We start from the raw sequence: 19,735 nt of genomic DNA, 5'->3' as shown, positions 1-19,735 counted from the left end.
GAGATACATGGAACAATTATTGATTATTGAAGATGATATCGGTTTGAATCAAGGCTTATGCAAAGCGCTGAAAGCAGATGACCGTCAGATTATATCCTGCCATGATCTAAAAGCGGCAAGAGAACAATTGCTTTGCGGGAGTGTATCCCTGATCCTGCTGGATATCAATCTGCCGGATGGCAGCGGGCTCGAGCTGCTCCGGGAGGTCAAGGAAAACACACCCTATATTCCTGTTATTCTGCTGACTGCCAATGACACCGATCTGGACATCGTAGACGGACTGGAGAGGGGCGCTGATGATTACATTACCAAGCCCTTTTCTCTTTCGGTTTTGCGGGCAAGGGTGAATACCCAACTGCGAAAGCAAGCGTCAAACCATAAAAATGCGCCGTTCCATATGGATCTATTTCACTTTGACTTTGAGGCTATGACCTTTTATGTGGGAGATTCAAAAGTGGAATTGAGCAAAACAGAACAAAAATTACTGCGTCTGCTTGTTGAAAACCGAGGCCGAACCATGACCCGTGGAGACCTTGTAGACCGGATCTGGACAGATGGCTCAGAATATGTGGATGAAAATGCTTTGTCTGTTACGATCAAGCGACTGAGGGATAAGCTTGGCGCACAGAAATATATTAAAACCGTCTATGGAATCGGTTATAGCTGGGTGACAAAAGATGAATAAAACCGGCATTGTGATCATACTGCTATGTTTTCTGGCGGCGATAGCTGTTGTATTATGGGAGCGGAGAAAGGCCAGAAAAACGATGGAAGAAATCGAAAGGATGCTGGACGCTGCCATAACCGGTTCCTTTTCTGAAACCAATTTTGATGAAAGCCAGCTGTCTGCATTGGAAACGAAGTTTGCGCACTATCTTTCCGCCGCAGAAGCATCTTCTCAAAATATAGCGCAGGAAAAAGACAAAATCAAAACCTTGATTGCGGACATTTCCCACCAGACGAAAACGCCGATTGCAAATCTGCTGTTATACAGCGAGCTTCTGATGGAGGAAACTCTGCCTGCATCGGCGAAGGCAAATGTGGAGGCGCTGTACAAACAATCGGAAAAGCTGCGATTTCTGATCGATTCTCTCGTAAAGCTTTCCAGACTGGAAAACGGGATCATTTCACTCTCCCCTCAGCAAGCAGCGCTGCAGCCGCTGCTTGAAAGCGTAGTAGAACAATATGCCGCCAAGGCTTCTGAAAAAGGATTGTCTTTGCGACTGCAAGATACCGATGCTTTTGCTGTATTCGACTTCAAATGGACAGCGGAAGCGCTGGCTAATATCGTAGACAACGCCATCAAATATACCGAGCATGGCACCATTACTATTTCTGCCGTAAGCTATGAAATGTTTGCAAGGATCGATATATCGGATACCGGTTCAGGCATCCCGGAAAATGAGCAAGCGAAGATATTTGCTCGCTTTTACCGCTCAAATAGTGTGCAGAAACAAGAAGGGGTCGGCATCGGCTTATACCTTGCCCGACAGATCGTATCCGGCGAGGGCGGTTATATCAAGGTTGCTTCCGTTCCGGGAAAAGGAAGTACGTTTTCCATATTTCTCCCGAAATAACAACAATTCTATCAAAACTGTTAGATTTCATTTTTCGCCGGAAAGAATGTGGAAAGATTCCTATGCGATAATCTGTATGTATCAAAGGATCATTTCCTTTCATACATACAGATTTTTTCATGGAGGTACTCATTTATGGAAGTTTTACAGGCAAAAAACCTGAAAAAGATTTATGGCTCCGGCAATAACGCAGTTCATGCGTTGGATGGAGTTGATTTAAGTGTAAAGAAGGGCGAATTTGTTGCAATCGTCGGCACATCCGGCTCCGGCAAGTCTACCCTGCTGCACATGCTGGGTGGGCTGGATCGCCCTACAAGCGGCACAGTCATGGTGGACGGACAGGATATTTTCTCCTTGAAGGATGAAGCCCTGACCATCTTCCGCCGCAGGAAAATCGGCTTTGTGTTCCAAGCATATAATCTTGTTCCGGTGCTGAATGTGTATGAAAATATCGTTCTACCCATTGAGCTGGACGGTGGCAAGGTCAACAAGGATTTCGTACAGCAGATCGTGCAGACCCTTGGGCTGGATGAGCGTCTGGATGCCCTGCCCAATCAGCTCTCCGGCGGTCAACAGCAGCGAGTAGCCATTGCCCGTGCGCTAGCGGCAGCACCCGCTATCATTCTGGCAGATGAACCCACCGGCAATCTGGATTCCAAAACCAGCCAGGATGTATTGAGCCTTTTGAAAGTCACCAGTCAAAAGTTCGCCCAGACAATCGTAATGATCACTCACAACGAAGAAATTGCGCAGATGGCAGACCGCATTATCCGTATCGAAGATGGTCGGATCGTCTCCCAGAACTAACGGGAGGTGGCTACGATGAATGTCAAAAACAGAAAATGTATTCGAAAGCTCAGCTTAAAATCTCTTTATGCGAACCGTCGCCGCAATCTGATCGCCATTTTTGCCATTGCGCTGACAACGCTGCTATTTACGTCCATGTTCACCATTGTCTTGTCGTTGAACGCCAGTTATGAAACCTACCAGTTTCGGCAGGTAGGCGGCTATGCGCATGGCACCTTTAAGGATGTTTCCCCCGAGCAGGCGGAACGCATCGCTGCCCACCCAAAGGTGAAGGCTACGGGGGCACGGAAGGTAATCGGTATCACTGCGGAGGGGGTCTTTGCCAAAATACCGGCAGAGATCAGCTACATGGATGCCAACTGCACTAAATGGAGCTATGCAACCCCTACTATCGGACGGATGCCCGAAAGCGGCAAAGAGGTAGCCATGGATACGGCAGCGTTGCAGCTGCTTGGCGTAACGCCGGAGCTGGGCGCCGAGGTCACGGTTTCCTATTCCATTACGGACAAGGATCAAACCGCCTTTACTGTAACAGATACCTTTACGCTGGTAGGCTATTGGGACTATGATGAACTAATGCCTGTTCACTACATCAACATCAGCCGTGATTACGCAGATGACATCGAAGCGCAGGCAGTGAAAACAGGGCTACAGCCCTTCCGCACTGACCTGAATGTCATGATGGCTTCCAGTACAAACATTCAAGGGCAGATGGAGCAGGTGGATACCGATCTCGGCTACACATGGGACAGCTATACCGATCCCAACAGCGTTCGAATCGGCGTCAACTGGGGATATACCTCATCCCAGCTGGAGTCGCAGCTCGATCCGGAACTTGTGATCGCCATAGCAGCTTTTTTGCTGCTGGTGATTTTCACCGGGTATCTTATCATCTATAACATTTTCCAGATCTCTGTTGCGGGGGATATCCGGTTTTACGGGCTTCTGAAAACCATTGGCACAACGCCCCGGCAGCTCAAACGCATCATTCGCCAGCAGGCACTTCTGCTTTGTCTGATCGGCATTCCGGCGGGGCTGCTGTTGGGCTATGGCATTGGCGCTGTTCTGGTGCCTGTTGTCTTGCGCTCCACCCGGTTGGATGCAGGCATCACCACCATCAGCACTTCGCCTGTGATCTTTGTTGGCTCCGTGCTGTTTGCCCTGCTGACGGTGCTTTTGTCCTGCTCCAAGCCCGGGAAAATGGCAGCCAGGGTTTCTCCGGTGGAGGCTACCAAATATACGGATGCAATGCAGACCAAGAAAAAACAGCGCAGCACCCGGGGAGCGAAGCTCCATCAGATGGCCTTTGCCAATCTGGGACGAAACAAAAAAAAGACGGTGCTGGTGGTGGTGTCTCTGGCGCTGTCGGTGACGCTGTTCAATGCGCTGTGTGCCTTTGTGGGCGGCTTCAGCATGGAGAAGTATGTATCCTTCATGACCTGCGCCGATTTTATCGTCAGCACGCCCGACTATTTCCGTTACAACCCGGCAGATGAATTCATCACGCCGGAACAGATCGAAGAGATCGCAGCAAACACAAAGGCCAGTCTTTCCGGCACGGGATATGCTGTGCGAAAACCCGCATATCTGTGGATGACGGAGGATGCTCTGCGGCAGGACTATGCAAGGTACGAAAGCGCCGAGCAGTTGGACAGCCATATGAGCCGTCTGGAGCACCGGGGCAATATGGTGATGGGAGATACCAGAATCGAGGCTCTGGATAACAGCCTGTTTGACAAGCTGCAAGTGTTCGACGGAGATATTTCTCCTATGCTGGAGCCGGACAATAACGCCATTGCCATTGCGGTTTCTTTGGATGATTACGGCAATCTGCCCAATCCTGAATACTACCCCAAGGTGGGAGACACGATCACCGCTACCTATGCGGATGATGTGAAATATATCGACAGCCGCACCGGGGAACTCCGCACCGAAGATACACCGGAGGAGTACTTTCAGGCAAAATTGTATGGAGCCAGAGATGTAGAGTACACGGTCTGCGCCTTGGTAGAACTTCCGAATTCCATGAGTTATCGTTATGGTGGTATTGGATATGACGTAGTTTTGTCTGTGGACACCGCACAGAGGGACAGCGGTGGTGCAGCCATTCCGATGCTCTACCTGTTCGACACAGCGGACGAAGTTGACGAGACCGAAGCAGAGCAATATCTATCGAAGCTTACTGCCGGTGAGTTTTCGCCCTTGATGTATGAAAGCAAGGCCACGGCTCGCTCTGAATTTGCTCAGTTCCGGCAGATGTTCCTTCTGATAGGTGGTATCCTCTGTGCTATCATCGGGCTGGTGGGACTCTTAAATTTCTTCAACGCCATGATGACCGGTATTCTTTCCCGCCGCCGTGAATTTGCTGTACTTCAGGCTGTAGGAATGACGAACCGGCAGCTCAAAACCATGCTGATCTACGAGGGATTGTTTTACGCAATGTCCTCCGTAGCGGCGGCCTTTATTCTGTCGCTGGCGGTGGGACCTCTTGCGGGAAAAATGCTGGGCAGTATGTTCTGGTTCTTTGAGTATCGATTCACCATTCTGCCTGTCCTGCTGACAATTCCGGTATTTCTTCTGCTGGGGTGGCTGATTCCTTGCATGATGTATGACAACGCAGCGAAATGCAGCGTTGTAGAGCAATTAAGGGATGCTCAATAACTGTTAAGCAAAAAACGGCCCTCTGCCAATGAAAAGGCAGAGGGCTGAGTTTTAATCTAAGGGTTTACATTCAGTTACAGTTTTTAGATAAATTTCGGGGTTTCCGTTCAAAACAAGGTCTGCATATCCAATCGGGTCATTGTAGATTAGATAGTCCAGCTCTGACCGCTGATACATATTGTCAGCAACCTCATTCTCCACTGCTATTGTATCAATAGCAATCATACTGCCATCTAAGAATTTCAGTTCCACACAGGCATTATCCATGTTGAACTCACAAGAAATCAACCTATCCATAAGAAACCTCCACTTTGCTGGATGTTAGATCATCCCAAAATATTTGAATGCTTCTCGGATTGCTTTCTCTTTTTCCGGTGGACACTGGGGCTGTCTGGAATCCTCGGACTTCGGCAGATTATAGTTCTTACCAACCCCAATCCCACATTTTCGTTTAATCTGTGAGATATAGAGGTTGGACACCTTTAACCCGGTATGCTCCAACACATACTCCTTGATCTGCGGATAGGTTGCCCCATCTTGAAATTCGGACATATCCATATCTTCCAAAGAGAACTCAACCCGAATCTTTTTCGAGTCGACCTCACCCTTGGAAAGCAAGACAACTGTCTCAACATGAAAAGTTCTCGGGAACAGATCGATCGCCTGTGCCTTCTCGAGCGTATAGCCTGCGCCGCACAGCTCCGCCACATCGCGCGCAAGCGTTGCCGGGTCGCACGAAACATACACAACCTTAGGCGGCTGCATTTTAAGGATCGCGTCGCGTGCAGTCGCGTCCAGACCCTTGCGCGGCGGATCGACCACCAACACATCAATGCCGCGCTTAGCCAACCGCTGCGCCGCCTGACCCGCATCCGCACAAAAGAACTCTGTGTTCTCCATGCCGTTGCGGAGCGCGTTGCGCTTGGCGTTTTCGATGGCCTCCGGCACGATTTCCACGCCAATGGCAGTCTTTGCATGCTCGGCCAGCGCCAGCGTGATCGTACCCGCACCGCAATAGAGGTCAAGCACGGTCTCCTCGCCGGTCAGACCGGCGTAGTCCACCGCACACGCATACAGACGCTCGGCCTGCGCGTGGTTGACCTGATAAAACGCCTCGGGCGAGAGCAAAAACGTGTGCCCGCACAGGCGGTCCTCCAACATTGGTTCACCCCAGAGAACATCCGTCCGGTCACCCAGAATCACGTTGTCATCGCGCTGGTTGTGATTGAGCAGAATACCCGTCAGCGACGGTGCTGCCGCGCGCAAACGCTCGACCAGCACGTCCAGTCCGGGCATTTTCTTGGTCGCGGAAATGAGCGTCAGCTGGCTTTCGCCGCTTTTTTCGCCCACTCGAACATAAATATGGCGAATCGTGCCGCGCTTGCTCGCATAATCGTACGGCTTGACCGAAAATTCCGTCATCCATTCACGCACCACAGCGGCAATCTTATCTGCCGTCTCGGACTGGATCAAACACCTGTCCACCGGCACAATGTCGTGGCTGCGCGGACGGTAAAAGCCGGTAACGATGCTGCCCTCTTTGTCCCGTCCGACCGGATACTGCGCCTTATTGCGGTAATGCTCAGTCGTCGGCGCACCCGTAATGCCGAGCAGCTTTGCGCCGTCCTGACCGCCAATGCGCGTCAGCGCATCACGCACCTTTTTCTCCTTTGCACGCAGTTCTTCCCCGTAGGTGATGTGCTGATAACAGCAGCCGCCGCACTTGTCCGCCACCGGACATGCAGGCGCAATGCGCTGTCCCGACGGCACGATAATCTTCTCTACCCTGCCGAACGCCACATTTTTCGTCACCTTGACAATGCGGACATCACACTGATCGCCAACTGCTGTGCGCGGCACAAATACCGCCCGGCCTTCGATCTTCGCAAACCCCGTGCCGTCCGCCGTATAATCCGTAATCTGACAACGATACGTCTTATTCTTCTGCAAATCCATAAAAACCCCTCAATAGTGGAAAATTGAGAATGGAGAATGGAAAGTGAACTTCTCCCCTCAATTACTACTTCCTAATTACTAATTTTTATAATGGTATTATAGCACGAACTTCGGAGATACTGCAATCGAAAGGAGCGTGCAATTATGGCGCAGGACAGGAAAAAACAGGTCTCCGGCGAGATTCCCTTTGATTTTATGCAGGAAATGGGACACAGTCCGCGGGCAATGGAGCAGTTCTTTGATCTGCCGTATCAGGCGCGGCAGGTGCTGACCGATGCGGTATGTATCTCAGACGAACCCGAGGAACGCCGCGCGACGGCTCTCAAGTCGCTTGCAAACGGCGGCGAAGGCTTCTGCGAACGGTTCTGACCGCTTTTCCCGCTCGAACGGCTGTACCTTACGGTGCAGCCGTTTTGCTGTATTCGCCAAAATACGCTGTCTTGACATCTTTTATTTCTAATCGCTTTTCATTGCGTTAGTGCATATTTGGTGGTAGAATAGATACTGAATTATTGTGTAAACAACTACTTATATATAATGTAATGGAGAATATTTATGTGGATCGCAGATCATTGGAAGGACTACGCCGTGCTCGACTGCGGCGGCGGTGAAAAAATTGAACGATGGGGCAATCAGATTCTGCAGCGCCCCGACCCGCAGGCTATCTGGCCGCGCGACAAGGACTGCAAAATCTGGAATAAGCCGAACGCTATCTATCATCGCTCGAACGCGGGCGGCGGCAAGTGGGAAATCCGCAAGCTGCCCGAGCAGTGGGCTATCCACTACGGTGATTTGACGTTCCAGCTCAAGCCGATGAGCTTCAAGCATACCGGTCTGTTCCCCGAACAGGCTGCCAACTGGGATTTTATCGACAAGATGATCCGTCACGCAGGCCGCCCGATCAACGTGCTCAACCTGTTCGCGTACACCGGCGGCGCTACGCTTGCGGCGGCAAACGCCGGCGCATCCGTCTGCCACGTTGACGCATCCAAGGGCATGGTGCAGTGGGCCAAGGAGAACGCCGCGTCCTCCGGTCTGAGCGACCGCCCGATTCGCTGGATCGTGGACGACTGCAAAAAGTTCGTGCAGCGCGAGATCCGCCGCGGACGCAAGTATGACGCCATCATCATGGACCCGCCGAGCTACGGCCGCGGTCCGTCCGGCGAAACGTGGAAGATCGAGGAGGATGTTGCCGACTTCGTAGACCTGACCATGGGCGTGCTGAGCGACAAGCCGCTGTTCGTGCTCATTTCCAGCTATTCCACCGGTCTGGCGCCGTCCGTGATGAGCTATCTGCTCGGCATCACCGCAGGCAAGCGCGCCGCCGGCAAGATTGAGGCACAGGAGCTCGGCCTGCCGGTTGAATCGACCGGTCTGGTGCTGCCGTGCGGCTCGTCGGCACGGTTTATCGCGGAAGAATAATAACCTTTTTTACCGAAGGACGAAAATAAATGAGTGAAATCATCAAAACCGAAAACCTGCAGTACGCCTATCCCACCGAGGACGGACAGCTTTCCGTTCCTGTGCTAAAGGGCGTAAATCTTTCCATCCGGCGCGGCGAGTTCGTCGCGGTGCTCGGTCACAACGGCTCGGGCAAGAGTACGCTTGCCGGCTGCTTCAACGCGATCCGTCTGCCGACCGGCGGCGTATGCTACGTTGACATGATGGACACCCGCGACGAAAACAACACCTATGAGGTGCGCAAGACCGTCTCGATGGTATTCCAGAATCCGGACAACCAGCTTGTCGCCACCGTTGTTGAAGAAGATGTCGCATTCGCGCTGGAGAACATGGGCGTGCCTCCCGAGGAAATCCGCAAGCGCGTTGACGATGCACTGCGTGCCGTCGGCATGTACGAATACCGTGCACAGGCGCCGCACCGTCTGTCCGGCGGACAGAAGCAGCGAATCGCAATCGCAGGCGTTATCGCCATGATGCCGCGCTGCGTTGTACTCGATGAGCCGACCGCCATGCTCGACCCACAGGGCCGCCGTGAGGTCATGAATGTTGTCCGTGAGCTGAACCGCAAATTCGGCATCACCGTTATCCTTATCACCCACCACATGGACGAAGCCGTACAGGCGCAGCGTGTGGTTGTCATGCACAAGGGCAACGTGCTGATGGACGGCACTCCGCGCGAGATCTTCACGCAGGTGGACAAGCTGCGCGCGGCTTCCCTGACCGTACCGCAGACCATCGAAGTCCTGTACGACCTCGATCAGCAGGACGGCGAAAAACTGCCGATCGACGCACTCTCGATTGAGGAATGTGCAGATATTCTCGAACAAGAATACTTGAATTGATTATCCGAAGGAGAATCTTATGTCAACCATACTTGAAACGAGGGGCTTGACGCACGTTTACGGCGCAGGCACCCCCTTTGAGCGTGTTGCGCTTGACCATGTTGACCTGAAAATCGAAAAAGGCGAAATTCTCGGTGTGATCGGTCACACCGGTTCGGGCAAGTCTACGCTCATTCAGCACCTGAACGGTCTGCTGCAGCCGTCCGAGGGCGAGGTCCTGCTCGACGGCAAGTCCATCTGGGATGCCAAGGGCAAGTGCAGCCGCGAAACGCGCTTCCGCGTCGGTCTGGTGTTCCAGTATCCGGAATACCAGCTGTTCGAGGAGACCATCGCGAAGGACATTGCCTACGGCCCGACCAACATGAAACTGCCGCAGGCCGAGATTGACGAGCGCGTGCGCGAATCCATGGCGGCAGTCGGCCTTGCACCTGAGCTTGCCGACCAGTCTCCATTTGCGCTGTCCGGCGGTCAGAAGCGCCGCGTAGCCATCGCAGGCGTTATCGCGATGCGGCCGGATGTGCTCGTGCTCGATGAGCCGACCGCCGGTCTCGACCCGGCGGGCCGTGACGAGATTTTTGAGCTGGTCCGCAGCTACCACAAGCAGTCCGGCGCGACCATCCTCATCGTGTCCCACTCGATGGAGGATATCGCACAGATTGCCGACCGTCTGCTTGTGATGAACCACGCCAAGGTGCTGTTCTGCGACACGCCGCGCGAGGTTTTCTCGCACGCGGACGAGATCATTGCCGCAGGACTGGACATCCCGATGATCACCAAGGTCATGCTCGAGCTGAAAAAGCGCGGTCACGATGTTGATACCTCGGTCTACACCGTAGCGCAGGCCATGGATGCTCTGCGTGCCTGCAAGCGGAAGGAGGCTGCTCACGAATGCTGAAGGATATTACCCTCGGTCAGTTTTTTCCGGGCAACAGTGCGGTGCATCGTCTTGATCCGCGCGTAAAGATCGTGCTGACGGTGGCATTCATCGTGCTGCTGTTCCTCGCGCAAGGCCCGGTTTCCTATGCGCTGATCATCGCATTTCTTGCTGTTGTCATCGGTATTTCGCGTATTTCGCCTAAAATGGTGCTGCGCGGCCTCAAGCCGATCCTGTTCATCGTTATCTTCACAGCGGTGCTCAACCTGTTCTATACACCAGGCACCTACATTTTCCAGTGGCACTTCCTGCACATCAGTGTGGAAGGCGTTAAGCTGGCCATTTTCATGGTACTGCGCCTGATGCTGCTGATTATCGCAACATCCATGCTCACCTACACCACCTCACCGATTCAGCTGACCGACGGACTCGAGCGTCTGCTTTCTCCGCTCAAAAAGCTGCACGCGCCGGTGCATGAGCTGTCCATGATGATGTCGATCGCACTGCGCTTCATTCCGACCCTCATCGAGGAGACCGAGAAGATCATCTCGGCACAGAAGGCGCGCGGTGCAGATTTTGACTCCGGCAACCTGATTCAGCGTGCCAAGGCCATGATCCCGATTCTCGTGCCGCTGTTCATCTCGGCGTTCCGCCGTGCAGACGAACTCGCAACCGCCATGGAGTGCCGACTGTACCGCGGCGATGTTGGCCGCACCCGCATGCGCCAGCTCAAGATCGCCCGGGTGGATATTTGTGCTCTACTTTGGGTAGCAGCCTTGTTTGTGGTTATTATTGCACTGAAACACTTTGGACTGTAACGTAAATCTATATTGTAGGGCGGGCTGCCCTCAGCCCGCCGCACGGAATACTTTTATTATCATCCACTTCCAACGCTTAACTTTTATAGCTATGAAGAATATTGCATTAGTTTTATCTTATGACGGCACAAATTTTAACGGCTGGCAGATTCAGAAAAACGGTCCTTCGATTCAGGAGAGCATGGAGGACGCGATTTTTCATCTGCTGAAGCAAAAAGTTCATGTTTCCGGTGTCGGACGCACGGATTCCGGCGTTCATGCCCGCCGGTATGTGGCAAACTTCCACGCAGACTGCACGATCCCGATGGACCGTCTGCCGTATGCGCTCAATAGCTTTCTGCCCGAGGACATTGCGGTTTCCGGCGCAGTCGAGGTTCCCGAGGACTTCGATGCGCGCTTCAACTGCACAAAAAAGGAATACGCCTATTATCTGTTCCCTTCCACCCTGCGGGACCCGTTCCACGCGCGGTACGCATATCGGTACAATTATCCGCTGGATATTACAAAAATGCAGGAAGGCGCACAGTATTTTGTCGGCAAGCAGGACTTTGCATCCGTGAGAAGTCAGGGCACACCGGTCAAGAGCACGGTTCGCACCATTTTCTGGTGCGAGGTGGAGCCGGTGGATGACCTCATCCGCATCCGCGTCTGCGGCGATGGTTTTCTGTACAACATGGTCCGCGCGATTGCGGGCACGCTGACGTATGTCGGCGGCGGCAAGCTGGCGCCCGAGCAAGTGCGCGACGTACTGCTCGCGTGCGACAGAGAGCAGGCCGGACCGACCCTGCCTGCCTGCGGTCTGTTCATGAACCGCCTGTGGTACGACGATACGCCCGAACTCGACAGATTCCGCCTGTCCGAGTGACAATTTTCAAGTTCTATTCACATTTTCACCCACAAAACACGCTACAATAAGGAGGCGGGATTTCATGAGCGAACAGAACCCAAAGCAGAATATCATCCGCTTTCCGCTCTCCAGGCGGGAGCGCCGTCAGCGCCTGCTCGACAGCAAGGACGCGCGTATCCGCACGACCGCCCTGCTCCGCATGCTCTGCGGCTGGGCTCTGGTGCTGGGAACAGCCATGTTCCTGATCGCCAACTACCGTATTTTTACGCCGACCTCGCTGCGCACACTCGGCAGCTATATTGCGGCCGGTATTCGCTCGCATGACGGCGATATCACCACCATCAACTACGAAAACGAGACCTTCAGCGACGGTGCGCTGTTTGAATCCGGTCTGGCGTACGCGGACAGTGACGCGCTGTTCCTGTCCCGCGCGGGCAGCATGACCACGCTGCGCTATTCGCTCGGCTACTCCGATCCCGCGGTGGAAAGCAGCACAAATTATGTGCTCGTGTACGACCGCGGCGGCGTCAAAGCCGCACTGGTCGGCTCGGCAGGCGCTGTTGCGGAGCTGGAGCTGGAATCCACCATTCTAAACGGTTCGATCGGCCGCAGCGGCCGTTTCGTGCTCACCACCAATGAGCACGGCTACCGTACCGCCGCTGCCGTTTACGACACCGCAGGAAAAGAGGTTTTCAAATACCGCGCTTCGGAATACTATATTGTATCCGCCGTGCTCTCGCCGGACTGCAATACGCTCGGCATTCTCGCCTTCCGGCAGAACGGCGTAACGCTTGAGTCCCATGTGCTGTTCTTTGATGTGTCCTCCGGCAAGCAGGTTTCGGACACCGCACTGACTGACGCGCTCGGTGTAACGCTCACTTATTCCGAGAACAACGCCGCGATCGCACTGTGCGACACCGGCCTGTATCATGTCACCCGCAGAGGCACGGTCGATGTGCTGCTCGAGCTCAGCTCGCAGGATCTGATCGCCACTGCCTCTCAGGGCAGTACGATGGCTGTCGCTGTGCGCTCCTACCTGAACGATGCACGCAGCGACCTCTATACCGTCCGCAACGGCAGTCTGCACGGTCCGTTCGCACTGACCGAGGAGCCGACGGCGCTTGCCGTCTCCAACGCCGGTACGGCGGTGCTGTCTGCGTCCGGCGTTACGGTCTACAACACCTCCGCCGAGCCGCAGTGGCACAATGATGACGCTGTCGGCGCACGCCGTGTGCTCATGACCGATGACGGTACGGTTTTCCTGCTCTACAACCGCAACGCGCGTATCTTTACCGCGCATTCCGAACGATCCGAGGAAGTGCATGCAGATAACTGATATCAACGATATGATTTCCACAGCGGCGCAGCTGCTCAACGCGCCTGACCTTATCCTCATTGCCGTGCTGCTAGCCAACGTCTGGCTCGGTGCCCGTCGGGGACTGGTCGGTGCGCTGTACGGCGTGATTGGCCGCATCGGCATGATCGCCGCGTCTGTTGCCGCCGCCAAGTACACCGCGCCGTATATCGCGCAGTGGGTGGTCGTGCCGGCAGTCGGTCAGCTGTTTGAAAAACAGGCCGCACTTAAAACCGCCGAAGGCGTGCTGGACGGTCTGCGGCAGAGCGTCACCGAAGCGGCTGTCGGCATGTCGGAGAGCATCGCGTTCTCCATGCTGATGGTGCTGTTCAGCGTGCTGTTCGGACGGCTCATCTGGATTTTCGGCCGCAGCCTCAAGCTCATTGTGCGGCGTACACCGCTCAGCGCACTCGATTCTGCAGGCGGTGCACTCATCGGCTTTGTAACCGGCGTTGCATTCGTCTGCATCCTGCTGATCGTGCTGCAGTGGCTGTTCCCGATCACCTACACATCGCTCGGCTATCTCTCGCCGGAGCGTGTCAAGCATACGCTGCTGCTAAAACAGCTGGTGGACGCTTTACCAATCGCCATTTAATGGAGAACACCTTAATTCTCCATTTTCTATTATCAATTCTCAATTCCTAAAAGGAGTTTAACCTATGAATATGCCAATGTGCTCGCGGTGCAAGAAAAACATCGCGGTGGTGTTCATCACCAAAATCGAGGGACCGGATAAGACCACCCAGGAGGGTCTGTGCCTCAAATGTGCACGCGAACTGGGCGTCAAGCCGCTCGATAACATCATGGAGCAAATGGGTATCACCGAGGATGACCTCGAAGCGCTCTCCGGTGAGATCGGCTCCCTGTCCGACCTGAACGACCTGGTTCCCGCCGGTTCGGACGGCACGGACGACGACGCCCCCCATGAGACCGATCCGGTTGCCGCCGGCACTCTGCCGGGACAGCCCGCAGGCGGCTCTCACGATGAGACCCGTACCCGTTCTTCCCGCAAGGAGGACAAAAAGCGTAAATATCTGAACAATTACTGCGAGAACCTGACCCAAAAGGCCGCAGAAGGCCGCATTGACCATATCGTGGGTCGCGACCGCGAGACCGACCGCGTCATTCAGATTTTGAACCGCCGCCAGAAGAACAACCCGTGCCTGATCGGCGAACCCGGTGTCGGCAAAACCGCCGTTGCCGAGGGTCTGGCAGTCCGCATCAACGAGGGCCGCATTCCGTTCAAGATGCGCAACAAGGAGGTCCATCTGCTCGACCTGACCGCTCTCGTGGCGGGCACGCAGTTCCGCGGCCAGTTTGAGAGCCGCATGAAGGGCCTGATCGACGAGGTAAAGCGTATCGGCAACATCATCCTCGTCATCGACGAGGTGCACAACATTGTCGGCACCGGCGATTCCGAAGGCTCGATGAACGCCGCAAACATCCTCAAGCCTGCCCTCGCCCGCGGTGACATTCAGGTCATCGGCGCGACCACGCTCAAGGAGTACCGCAAGTATATCGAGAAGGACGCCGCGCTCGAGCGCCGTTTCCAGCCGGTCTATATCGGTGAGCCGTCGGTTGCCGAGACCACTGAAATTTTGAAGGGCATCCGCTCGTACTACGAGACCTTCCACGGCGTTACTGTTTCCGATGAGATGTGCCGCCGTGCCGCTGAGATGAGCGAACGCTATATCACCGACCGTTTTCTGCCGGATAAGGCCATCGACTTGATCGACGAAGCCTGCTCGCGGCTCAATCTGGATTCTCCGCAGCTGTCCGAGATTCCCGAGCTGCAGAACGAGCTTGAGCGCCTGCAGGCACAGCTTGACGAGCTGACCCAGTCCTCTGCCCGCGCCGAGGAGGAGGAGACCTACGCCAAGATCGCCACCTGCCGCAGCCGCATTCTGCAGGTGGAGGCACAGCTGCACGAGCTGCTGACCAAGCCTGCACCGCAGGTTGACGAACAGCTTCTGGCTGAGGTGATCGAAATCTGGACCGGCATTCCGGCATCCAAGGTAGCCGCACAGGAATCCGCACGCCTGCGCGATATGGAGGCCCGCCTCAAATCGCACGTTATCGGTCAGGACGAAGCCGTAGACGCGGTCTGCGCGTCCATTCGCCGCAACCGCGCGGGAATCAGTCCCAAGCGCAAGCCGGCATCCTTCCTGTTCGTCGGCCCGACCGGCGTCGGCAAGACCGAGCTGGTCAAGCAGCTTGCTCTCGACCTGTTCGACTCGCCGGATGCACTCGTGCGTCTCGACATGTCCGAATATATGGAAAAGCACACGGTTTCCCGCCTGATCGGTTCCCCTCCGGGATACGTCGGCTACGATGAAGCCGGTCAGCTGACCGAGAAGATTCGCCGCCGTCCGTACTCTGTCGTTCTGTTCGACGAGATTGAGAAGGCGCATCCGGATGTGCTCAATTCCCTGCTGCAGATTCTGGATGACGGCCGTCTGACCGACGCGCAGGGCCGCGTTGTCAGCTTCGAGAACACGGTTATCGTTATGACCTCGAACGCCGGTTCGCAGTCCAATAACACGCCTGCAGGCTTCGGCCGCACCGTGTCTCAGATGAGCAAGGACCGCGTGATGAAGGCTCTTGAAGAAATTATGCGTCCGGAGTTCCTCAACCGCATTGACGAGATTATCGCGTTCAACCAGCTGTCCGAGGATAACTTCCGCCATATCGCAGAGATCATGCTCGGTGAACTGCGCACCACGCTCGCAGACAAGGATATCCGCCTGACGTGGGACGACAGCCTGCTCGGTCTGCTTACCGAGAAGTCCTACTCGGTCAAGTACGGCGCCCGTAATCTGCGCCGCCTGATCGAGAAGGAGATTGAGAATCCGCTGGCCACCGCCATCGTCGCCGGTGATAAGCCGCTGATGGGCGCTCACCTGTCCGCTGTGGACGGCAAGGTAAAACTGGATACCATCTAACACGCGAAAACCGCCTGAACAGGCGGTTTTCTTTTGCACGCAGATTGACAATTCCTGTCGAATACGGTATAATCGTGTAAATTACTGGAGGTGTTATTTATGGATTTCAGCGATTCCTCGACTTTCTCCACCGCATCCGGCAAAGACTATCATTACGTGGTTCTGCAGGTTACTTTGAAGGAAAAATTTCTCGGCACCGGTTCCGGCAACCTGACCGAACTGGAAGAAGCGATTAACCATCAAGCGCAAAAGGGTTATCGCCTGCACACGATTACTACATCGAACGGCGGCAGCAAGGGTCTGATGGGCGGCGACCGCATTCAGGCAACCATGGTATTTGAAAAAGTTATTTAATAAAGCAAAAACCGCTCTTTCGAGCGGTTTTTGCTATTTATCTGCAAATTGGAACCAGAACTTCGGTCCGATTTCGGTATTCTCCGCTCCGCAGGCGTATCCATGCAGATCGAACACGGTTTTCGCAATCGACAGTCCCAATCCGTCGCCTTTTGCGCTGCGCGACGGATCGGCCTGATAATACGCCTCCCACAGCCGCGGCAGCGCATCCGCCGGAATGGCATCGCCGGTGTTTGTCACCGAGAGCACACCGTCTGCGAGGTACACCATAATGCAGCCGCCCTCCGGCGTGTGCTGCACGGCGTTCTCGAGCAGTGCGTCCAGTGCCCGCGCAAGCAGTGCCCTGTCTGCATTGACCTCAAATTTGTCCTGTGCTGCAAATTCGGTGCGGATGGTGGAATCGGTCGGCAGAGCTGCCTGCAGGCGCTCCTGCGCCAATTCTGCCAGAGAGAACGCGGTTCGCCGCAGCGCCTTTGCGCCGGTCTCCAGTCTCGACAGTTCAAGCATGTGCCGCACACTGCCGTCCATCCGCTGCGCCTGCTGCTGAATGACACCCAGATAGTGCGCCTGCTTTTCTGGTGCAAGGTTGTCACCGAGCAGCTCGGCGGTGGCGCTGAGCACGGAGAGCGGCGTTTTCAGCTCGTGCGCGAGCGCGGCTGTCGTTTCACGGCGTACCCGCTCTATGCGCTCCTGTTTGCGCCAGACGCGCAGTAAGGCGCAGGAGAGGATAATGGCACACAGTATCGCCAGAATCAAGCTGAGCACGCCTGCAGGCACCAAAATCGGCAGGCACGCTTTCAGTGGGCAGCCTTCCGCGGCAAACGACATCATGACATAGCCGCCATCGACATAGTCGCAGTATTTCATTGTCCGCTGATACTGGCGCACCAGCCACGGACGCACGACCGGTGCAGCACTGCCTGCTTCGCTCGGGTTCTCCACCCAGGCACGCATTTCTTTTCGTTTCGGAGAAGTCATATCGGCTGCCACTTGCTTTGCAGTCAGGCTCACTCCCGGATGGCCGGGAAAGGACATGCGGTGTAATACCAGTTTTTTCAGCGGCAGATCGCTCATCTTGTCCGCATCATACGCGCACTCGACCGTATTCACTTCGTCGGTCAGCTTTAATTCGCCATTTACTTCTTCATACGGACGCACGGTTACCGACTTCAAGTAGGCTTCATCGCCATCTACCCATGCTTCAAAACGCATATCGTATGGCAGCGACTCTTGATCGACTACACCGCTGCCAATGTAGATTGCTTCGAGAACATTCTGCGGCTGGTCACTCATATCCACCAAGTATTCCTTATCTGTCATGTGGTCGATATCCGTATCATCTGTCAGGATCAGCCACCAACGGTCGCTCTGCAGTATATTTCCGCCCTGGTCGGTAATGGCCGTCACTATCATCAGTGCGTCAGACGAATTTCTCCGATAGGATTGCTCCTTCAACATCCTGCGCAGTTCCGCCGGATCATTTTCTTCATGCTCCTTGGAATCCAGCATATACCTTGCATAATCGCCGGTATACCAATCCGCAGAATCCTTAATATCCGCCGCCATCAGCTCCGCGCGCTGCTGTCCCAGCAGGAGTGAGAACGCGCCCATCGACAGCAGCCAGAACGCGAGGAAGCCTGCGCCCACTCGAACAAAGAAATTTCCGAAATTCTTAGGCTTGGTTTTCATCTCCGTCCACCTCCAGCTTGTAGCCGCGCTTCACCACGGTTTTGATGCAGTCCGCATGCGGACCGAGTGCTCGGCGCAGCTTTTTGATGTGCCCGTCGATTACCCGGTCCGTGCCGTCAAAATCCCAGCCCCACGCAAGGTTCAACAGCTCGTCACGCGTCAGCACGCGGTTTTTGCGCTCCATCAGCGCCCGCAGCAAAGCAAATTCCTTGGGCGGCAGGTCGATGCGCCTGCCGTCCGCTGTGACAATCCCCCGTTCCGGGTCGAGTGACAGGGTACCCGCTGTCAACGTATTCCCGGCATTGAGGCCCCGCGCTCGCCGCAGGAGCGCCAGTGCCTTGGCGTACAACACCGCCAGCGAAAACGGCTTGACCACATAATCGTCCGCACCGAGGCCGTAGCCGTGCAGCTTGTCCTGCTCGTCCTCGCGCGCCGTGACGAACAGAATGGGCGCGTCTCCCTGCTGCCGTGCTACGCGGCACAGCGCGAAGCCGTCCGTGCCCGGCAGCATGATGTCGAGCAGCAGCAGGTCGAACCGCCGGGTTTCGATGAAGTGCAGCGCCGTGTCGCCGTCCGGCGCAGACACAACCGTGAAATCGCCGCCGCTCTTTGCGGTGAAGTAGTCGGTCAGCACCTCCCGCATGGCCTGCTCATCCTCGGCCAGTAAGATCGTTGCTTTCATGCTCTCTCCCTCCTTTGATTACAGTATAGCATGACCGTCTGCCCTTTTGATGTTCTTTGCAAATCTGGCCGAAAAAAGTTTTTAAAAAAATTTTTAAAAAAGATGTTGACATTATAGGGTTTTATTGATATACTAAATGAGCGTCAGAAAGACCCGCGGGTGTAGTTCAATGGTAGAATGTCAGCCTTCCAAGCTGAACACGTGGGTTCGATTCCCATCACCCGCTCCATTTTCTTCGAATGGGTTTGTCGGAATTGATATGCGCCAGTAGCTCAGCCGGATAGAGCAACTGCCTTCTAAGCAGTAGGCCGGGGGTTCGAATCCCTCCTGGCGTGCCATTTCCGTCGGCTGCAAACTTTATATGGTGGGTATAGCTCAGTTGGTTAGAGCATCGGATTGTGGTTCCGAGGGTCGAGGGTTCGAGTCCCTTTACCCACCCCATATAACCCTGTGACGCGCTGCGAACGCAGCGCGTTATCTTTAGGGTAACGCTGTTTCGAGCAAACGAATACGGGGGCGTCGCCAAGCGGTAAGGCATCGGCCTTTGACGCCGACATTCGCTGGTTCGAATCCAGCCGTCCCTGCCATTATGGCAGATTTTGAATCCTTGGATTCGAAAGGCGGCTCTTGGCAATATGCCGGTTGCATATTGTAACCGCCGTGGCTTTTGCCGCAGCAAAAGCGAATCCAGCCGTCCCTGCCATTACGGCATGCGACTCAATTTCATACTCAGCGCAAAACTTTTTTGACCTGACCCAGTAGCTCAGTCGGCAGAGCACCTGCCTTTTAAGCAGGGTGTCCGGGGTTCGAATCCCCGCTGGGTCACCAAAATGGAAGTTTAGCTCAGCTGGGAGAGCATCTGCCTTACAAG

18 protein-coding genes and 5 tRNA genes are annotated in these 19,735 nt (G+C 54.8%); 19 read left to right on the top strand and 4 right to left on the bottom strand.

All coding sequences use genetic code 11. The annotated features are described in order from the left end of the window. Positions 1 to 7 precede the first annotated feature (7 nt). The 4 genes from PGY33_RS06035 (at position 8) to PGY33_RS06020 (ending at position 5,045) form a co-directional block, all read left to right on the top strand. Complete coding sequence (locus PGY33_RS06035; protein ID WP_118478204.1) at positions 8 to 685, top strand: response regulator transcription factor; 678 nt, start codon at positions 8 to 10, stop codon at positions 683 to 685. Beyond that, positions 678 to 1,577 carry a sensor histidine kinase gene (locus PGY33_RS06030; protein WP_118478202.1) on the top strand — a complete coding sequence of 300 codons (900 nt, stop codon included), beginning with the start codon at positions 678 to 680 and terminating at the stop codon, positions 1,575 to 1,577. The genes PGY33_RS06035 and PGY33_RS06030 overlap by 8 nt, the downstream gene beginning before the upstream one ends. Before the next feature lie 135 nt (positions 1,578 to 1,712). Next, a complete protein-coding gene (locus PGY33_RS06025; protein ID WP_117529609.1) occupies positions 1,713 to 2,384 on the top strand; it encodes an ABC transporter ATP-binding protein in 672 nt (223 codons plus the stop codon). Between the two features lie 15 nt (positions 2,385 to 2,399). Further along, positions 2,400 to 5,045, top strand: coding sequence for an ABC transporter permease (locus PGY33_RS06020; RefSeq protein WP_270477734.1), 2,646 nt, complete (start codon positions 2,400 to 2,402; stop codon positions 5,043 to 5,045). Between the two features lie 51 nt (positions 5,046 to 5,096). Here the strand turns inward: PGY33_RS06020 and PGY33_RS06015 are convergent, their stop codons facing one another. Both PGY33_RS06015 and rlmD read right to left on the bottom strand, forming a co-directional pair. Next, positions 5,097 to 5,342 carry a DUF6061 family protein gene (locus tag PGY33_RS06015; RefSeq protein WP_006858255.1) on the bottom strand — a complete coding sequence of 82 codons (246 nt, stop codon included), beginning with the start codon at positions 5,340 to 5,342 and terminating at the stop codon, positions 5,097 to 5,099. 24 nt (positions 5,343 to 5,366) lie between these two features. Further along, positions 5,367 to 7,001, bottom strand: coding sequence for a 23S rRNA (uracil(1939)-C(5))-methyltransferase RlmD (rlmD, locus tag PGY33_RS06010; protein WP_270477732.1), 1,635 nt, complete (start codon positions 6,999 to 7,001; stop codon positions 5,367 to 5,369). A 144-nt stretch (positions 7,002 to 7,145) separates the two neighbouring features. On the opposite strand from rlmD, the gene PGY33_RS06005 reads away from it, so the two are divergent. The 10 genes from PGY33_RS06005 (at position 7,146) to PGY33_RS05960 (ending at position 16,493) form a co-directional block, all read left to right on the top strand. After that, positions 7,146 to 7,370: a hypothetical protein gene (locus tag PGY33_RS06005; protein WP_118478196.1), complete on the top strand. Its 225-nt coding sequence runs from the start codon at positions 7,146 to 7,148 to the stop codon at positions 7,368 to 7,370. Between the two features lie 186 nt (positions 7,371 to 7,556). After that, positions 7,557 to 8,423 carry a class I SAM-dependent methyltransferase gene (locus PGY33_RS06000; RefSeq protein ID WP_118753495.1) on the top strand — a complete coding sequence of 289 codons (867 nt, stop codon included), beginning with the start codon at positions 7,557 to 7,559 and terminating at the stop codon, positions 8,421 to 8,423. 29 nt (positions 8,424 to 8,452) lie between these two features. Next, a complete protein-coding gene (locus PGY33_RS05995; protein WP_118753494.1) occupies positions 8,453 to 9,304 on the top strand; it encodes an energy-coupling factor transporter ATPase in 852 nt (283 codons plus the stop codon). A 19-nt stretch (positions 9,305 to 9,323) separates the two neighbouring features. Next, positions 9,324 to 10,199: an energy-coupling factor transporter ATPase gene (locus PGY33_RS05990; RefSeq protein WP_118646016.1), complete on the top strand. Its 876-nt coding sequence runs from the start codon at positions 9,324 to 9,326 to the stop codon at positions 10,197 to 10,199. Then, a complete protein-coding gene (locus PGY33_RS05985; protein WP_117555176.1) occupies positions 10,193 to 10,996 on the top strand; it encodes an energy-coupling factor transporter transmembrane component T family protein in 804 nt (267 codons plus the stop codon). Before PGY33_RS05990 ends, PGY33_RS05985 begins: the two co-directional genes overlap by 7 nt. A gap of 91 nt (positions 10,997 to 11,087) precedes the next feature. After that, on the top strand, positions 11,088 to 11,861 hold the full coding sequence (gene truA / locus PGY33_RS05980) for a tRNA pseudouridine(38-40) synthase TruA (RefSeq protein WP_118760851.1): 774 nt from the start codon (positions 11,088 to 11,090) through the stop codon (positions 11,859 to 11,861). A gap of 64 nt (positions 11,862 to 11,925) precedes the next feature. Continuing rightward, a complete protein-coding gene (locus tag PGY33_RS05975; RefSeq protein ID WP_270477728.1) occupies positions 11,926 to 13,179 on the top strand; it encodes a DUF5711 family protein in 1,254 nt (417 codons plus the stop codon). Beyond that, positions 13,166 to 13,792: a CvpA family protein gene (locus PGY33_RS05970; RefSeq protein ID WP_270477727.1), complete on the top strand. Its 627-nt coding sequence runs from the start codon at positions 13,166 to 13,168 to the stop codon at positions 13,790 to 13,792. The genes PGY33_RS05975 and PGY33_RS05970 overlap by 14 nt, the downstream gene beginning before the upstream one ends. 64 nt (positions 13,793 to 13,856) lie before the next feature. Then, positions 13,857 to 16,139 (top strand): ATP-dependent Clp protease ATP-binding subunit, encoded by a 2,283-nt coding sequence (locus PGY33_RS05965; protein WP_270477725.1) that lies wholly within the window; start codon positions 13,857 to 13,859, stop codon positions 16,137 to 16,139. 99 nt (positions 16,140 to 16,238) lie between these two features. Beyond that, a complete protein-coding gene (locus PGY33_RS05960) occupies positions 16,239 to 16,493 on the top strand; it encodes a DUF4177 domain-containing protein (protein WP_181967608.1) in 255 nt (84 codons plus the stop codon). Between the two features lie 33 nt (positions 16,494 to 16,526). On the opposite strand, the gene PGY33_RS05955 is transcribed toward PGY33_RS05960, so the two are convergent. Further along, positions 16,527 to 18,182, bottom strand: a complete 1,656-nt coding sequence (locus PGY33_RS05955; protein WP_118478182.1) for a sensor histidine kinase — start codon at positions 18,180 to 18,182, stop codon at positions 16,527 to 16,529. Then, complete coding sequence (locus PGY33_RS05950) at positions 18,166 to 18,864, bottom strand: response regulator transcription factor (protein WP_118478180.1); 699 nt, start codon at positions 18,862 to 18,864, stop codon at positions 18,166 to 18,168. The genes PGY33_RS05955 and PGY33_RS05950 overlap by 17 nt, the downstream gene beginning before the upstream one ends. Before the next feature lie 155 nt (positions 18,865 to 19,019). On the opposite strand from PGY33_RS05950, the gene PGY33_RS05945 reads away from it, so the two are divergent. The 5 genes from PGY33_RS05945 to PGY33_RS05925 all read left to right on the top strand — a co-directional run bounded on the left by PGY33_RS05945 (position 19,020) and on the right by PGY33_RS05925 (position 19,692). After that, positions 19,020 to 19,093, top strand: a tRNA-Gly gene (locus PGY33_RS05945). A gap of 32 nt (positions 19,094 to 19,125) precedes the next feature. Further along, positions 19,126 to 19,202, top strand: a tRNA-Arg gene (locus tag PGY33_RS05940). Between the two features lie 26 nt (positions 19,203 to 19,228). After that, positions 19,229 to 19,305, top strand: a tRNA-His gene (locus PGY33_RS05935). Positions 19,306 to 19,376: 71 nt separating this feature from the next. Continuing rightward, positions 19,377 to 19,451, top strand: a tRNA-Gln gene (locus tag PGY33_RS05930). Between the two features lie 165 nt (positions 19,452 to 19,616). Further along, positions 19,617 to 19,692 (top strand) — tRNA-Lys (locus PGY33_RS05925). Positions 19,693 to 19,735 lie beyond the last annotated feature (43 nt).

It is taken from the genome of Butyricicoccus sp. AF18-9LB, assembly GCF_027684505.1.
GTDB classification, from domain to species: domain Bacteria; phylum Bacillota; class Clostridia; order Oscillospirales; family Butyricicoccaceae; genus Agathobaculum; species Agathobaculum butyriciproducens.
Note: the sequence above shows the minus strand (reverse complement) of the source record. Positions and strands in the feature narration are given on the sequence as shown.

Excerpts from the sequence above, each read along its gene's own strand:
- PGY33_RS06035 (WP_118478204.1), top strand. The coding sequence starts at position 8 with ATGGAACAATTATTGATTATTGAAGATGATATCGGTTTGAATCAAGGC.
- PGY33_RS06030 (WP_118478202.1), top strand. The coding sequence starts at position 678 with ATGAATAAAACCGGCATTGTGATCATACTGCTATGTTTTCTGGCGGCG.
- PGY33_RS06025 (WP_117529609.1), top strand. The coding sequence starts at position 1,713 with ATGGAAGTTTTACAGGCAAAAAACCTGAAAAAGATTTATGGCTCCGGC.
- PGY33_RS06020 (WP_270477734.1), top strand. The coding sequence starts at position 2,400 with ATGAATGTCAAAAACAGAAAATGTATTCGAAAGCTCAGCTTAAAATCT.
- PGY33_RS06015 (WP_006858255.1), bottom strand. The coding sequence starts at position 5,342 with ATGGATAGGTTGATTTCTTGTGAGTTCAACATGGATAATGCCTGTGTG.
- rlmD (WP_270477732.1), bottom strand. The coding sequence starts at position 7,001 with ATGGATTTGCAGAAGAATAAGACGTATCGTTGTCAGATTACGGATTAT.
- PGY33_RS06005 (WP_118478196.1), top strand. The coding sequence starts at position 7,146 with ATGGCGCAGGACAGGAAAAAACAGGTCTCCGGCGAGATTCCCTTTGAT.
- PGY33_RS06000 (WP_118753495.1), top strand. The coding sequence starts at position 7,557 with ATGTGGATCGCAGATCATTGGAAGGACTACGCCGTGCTCGACTGCGGC.
- PGY33_RS05995 (WP_118753494.1), top strand. The coding sequence starts at position 8,453 with ATGAGTGAAATCATCAAAACCGAAAACCTGCAGTACGCCTATCCCACC.
- PGY33_RS05990 (WP_118646016.1), top strand. The coding sequence starts at position 9,324 with ATGTCAACCATACTTGAAACGAGGGGCTTGACGCACGTTTACGGCGCA.
- PGY33_RS05985 (WP_117555176.1), top strand. The coding sequence starts at position 10,193 with ATGCTGAAGGATATTACCCTCGGTCAGTTTTTTCCGGGCAACAGTGCG.
- truA (WP_118760851.1), top strand. The coding sequence starts at position 11,088 with ATGAAGAATATTGCATTAGTTTTATCTTATGACGGCACAAATTTTAAC.
- PGY33_RS05975 (WP_270477728.1), top strand. The coding sequence starts at position 11,926 with ATGAGCGAACAGAACCCAAAGCAGAATATCATCCGCTTTCCGCTCTCC.
- PGY33_RS05970 (WP_270477727.1), top strand. The coding sequence starts at position 13,166 with ATGCAGATAACTGATATCAACGATATGATTTCCACAGCGGCGCAGCTG.
- PGY33_RS05965 (WP_270477725.1), top strand. The coding sequence starts at position 13,857 with ATGAATATGCCAATGTGCTCGCGGTGCAAGAAAAACATCGCGGTGGTG.
- PGY33_RS05960 (WP_181967608.1), top strand. The coding sequence starts at position 16,239 with ATGGATTTCAGCGATTCCTCGACTTTCTCCACCGCATCCGGCAAAGAC.
- PGY33_RS05955 (WP_118478182.1), bottom strand. The coding sequence starts at position 18,182 with ATGAAAACCAAGCCTAAGAATTTCGGAAATTTCTTTGTTCGAGTGGGC.
- PGY33_RS05950 (WP_118478180.1), bottom strand. The coding sequence starts at position 18,864 with ATGAAAGCAACGATCTTACTGGCCGAGGATGAGCAGGCCATGCGGGAG.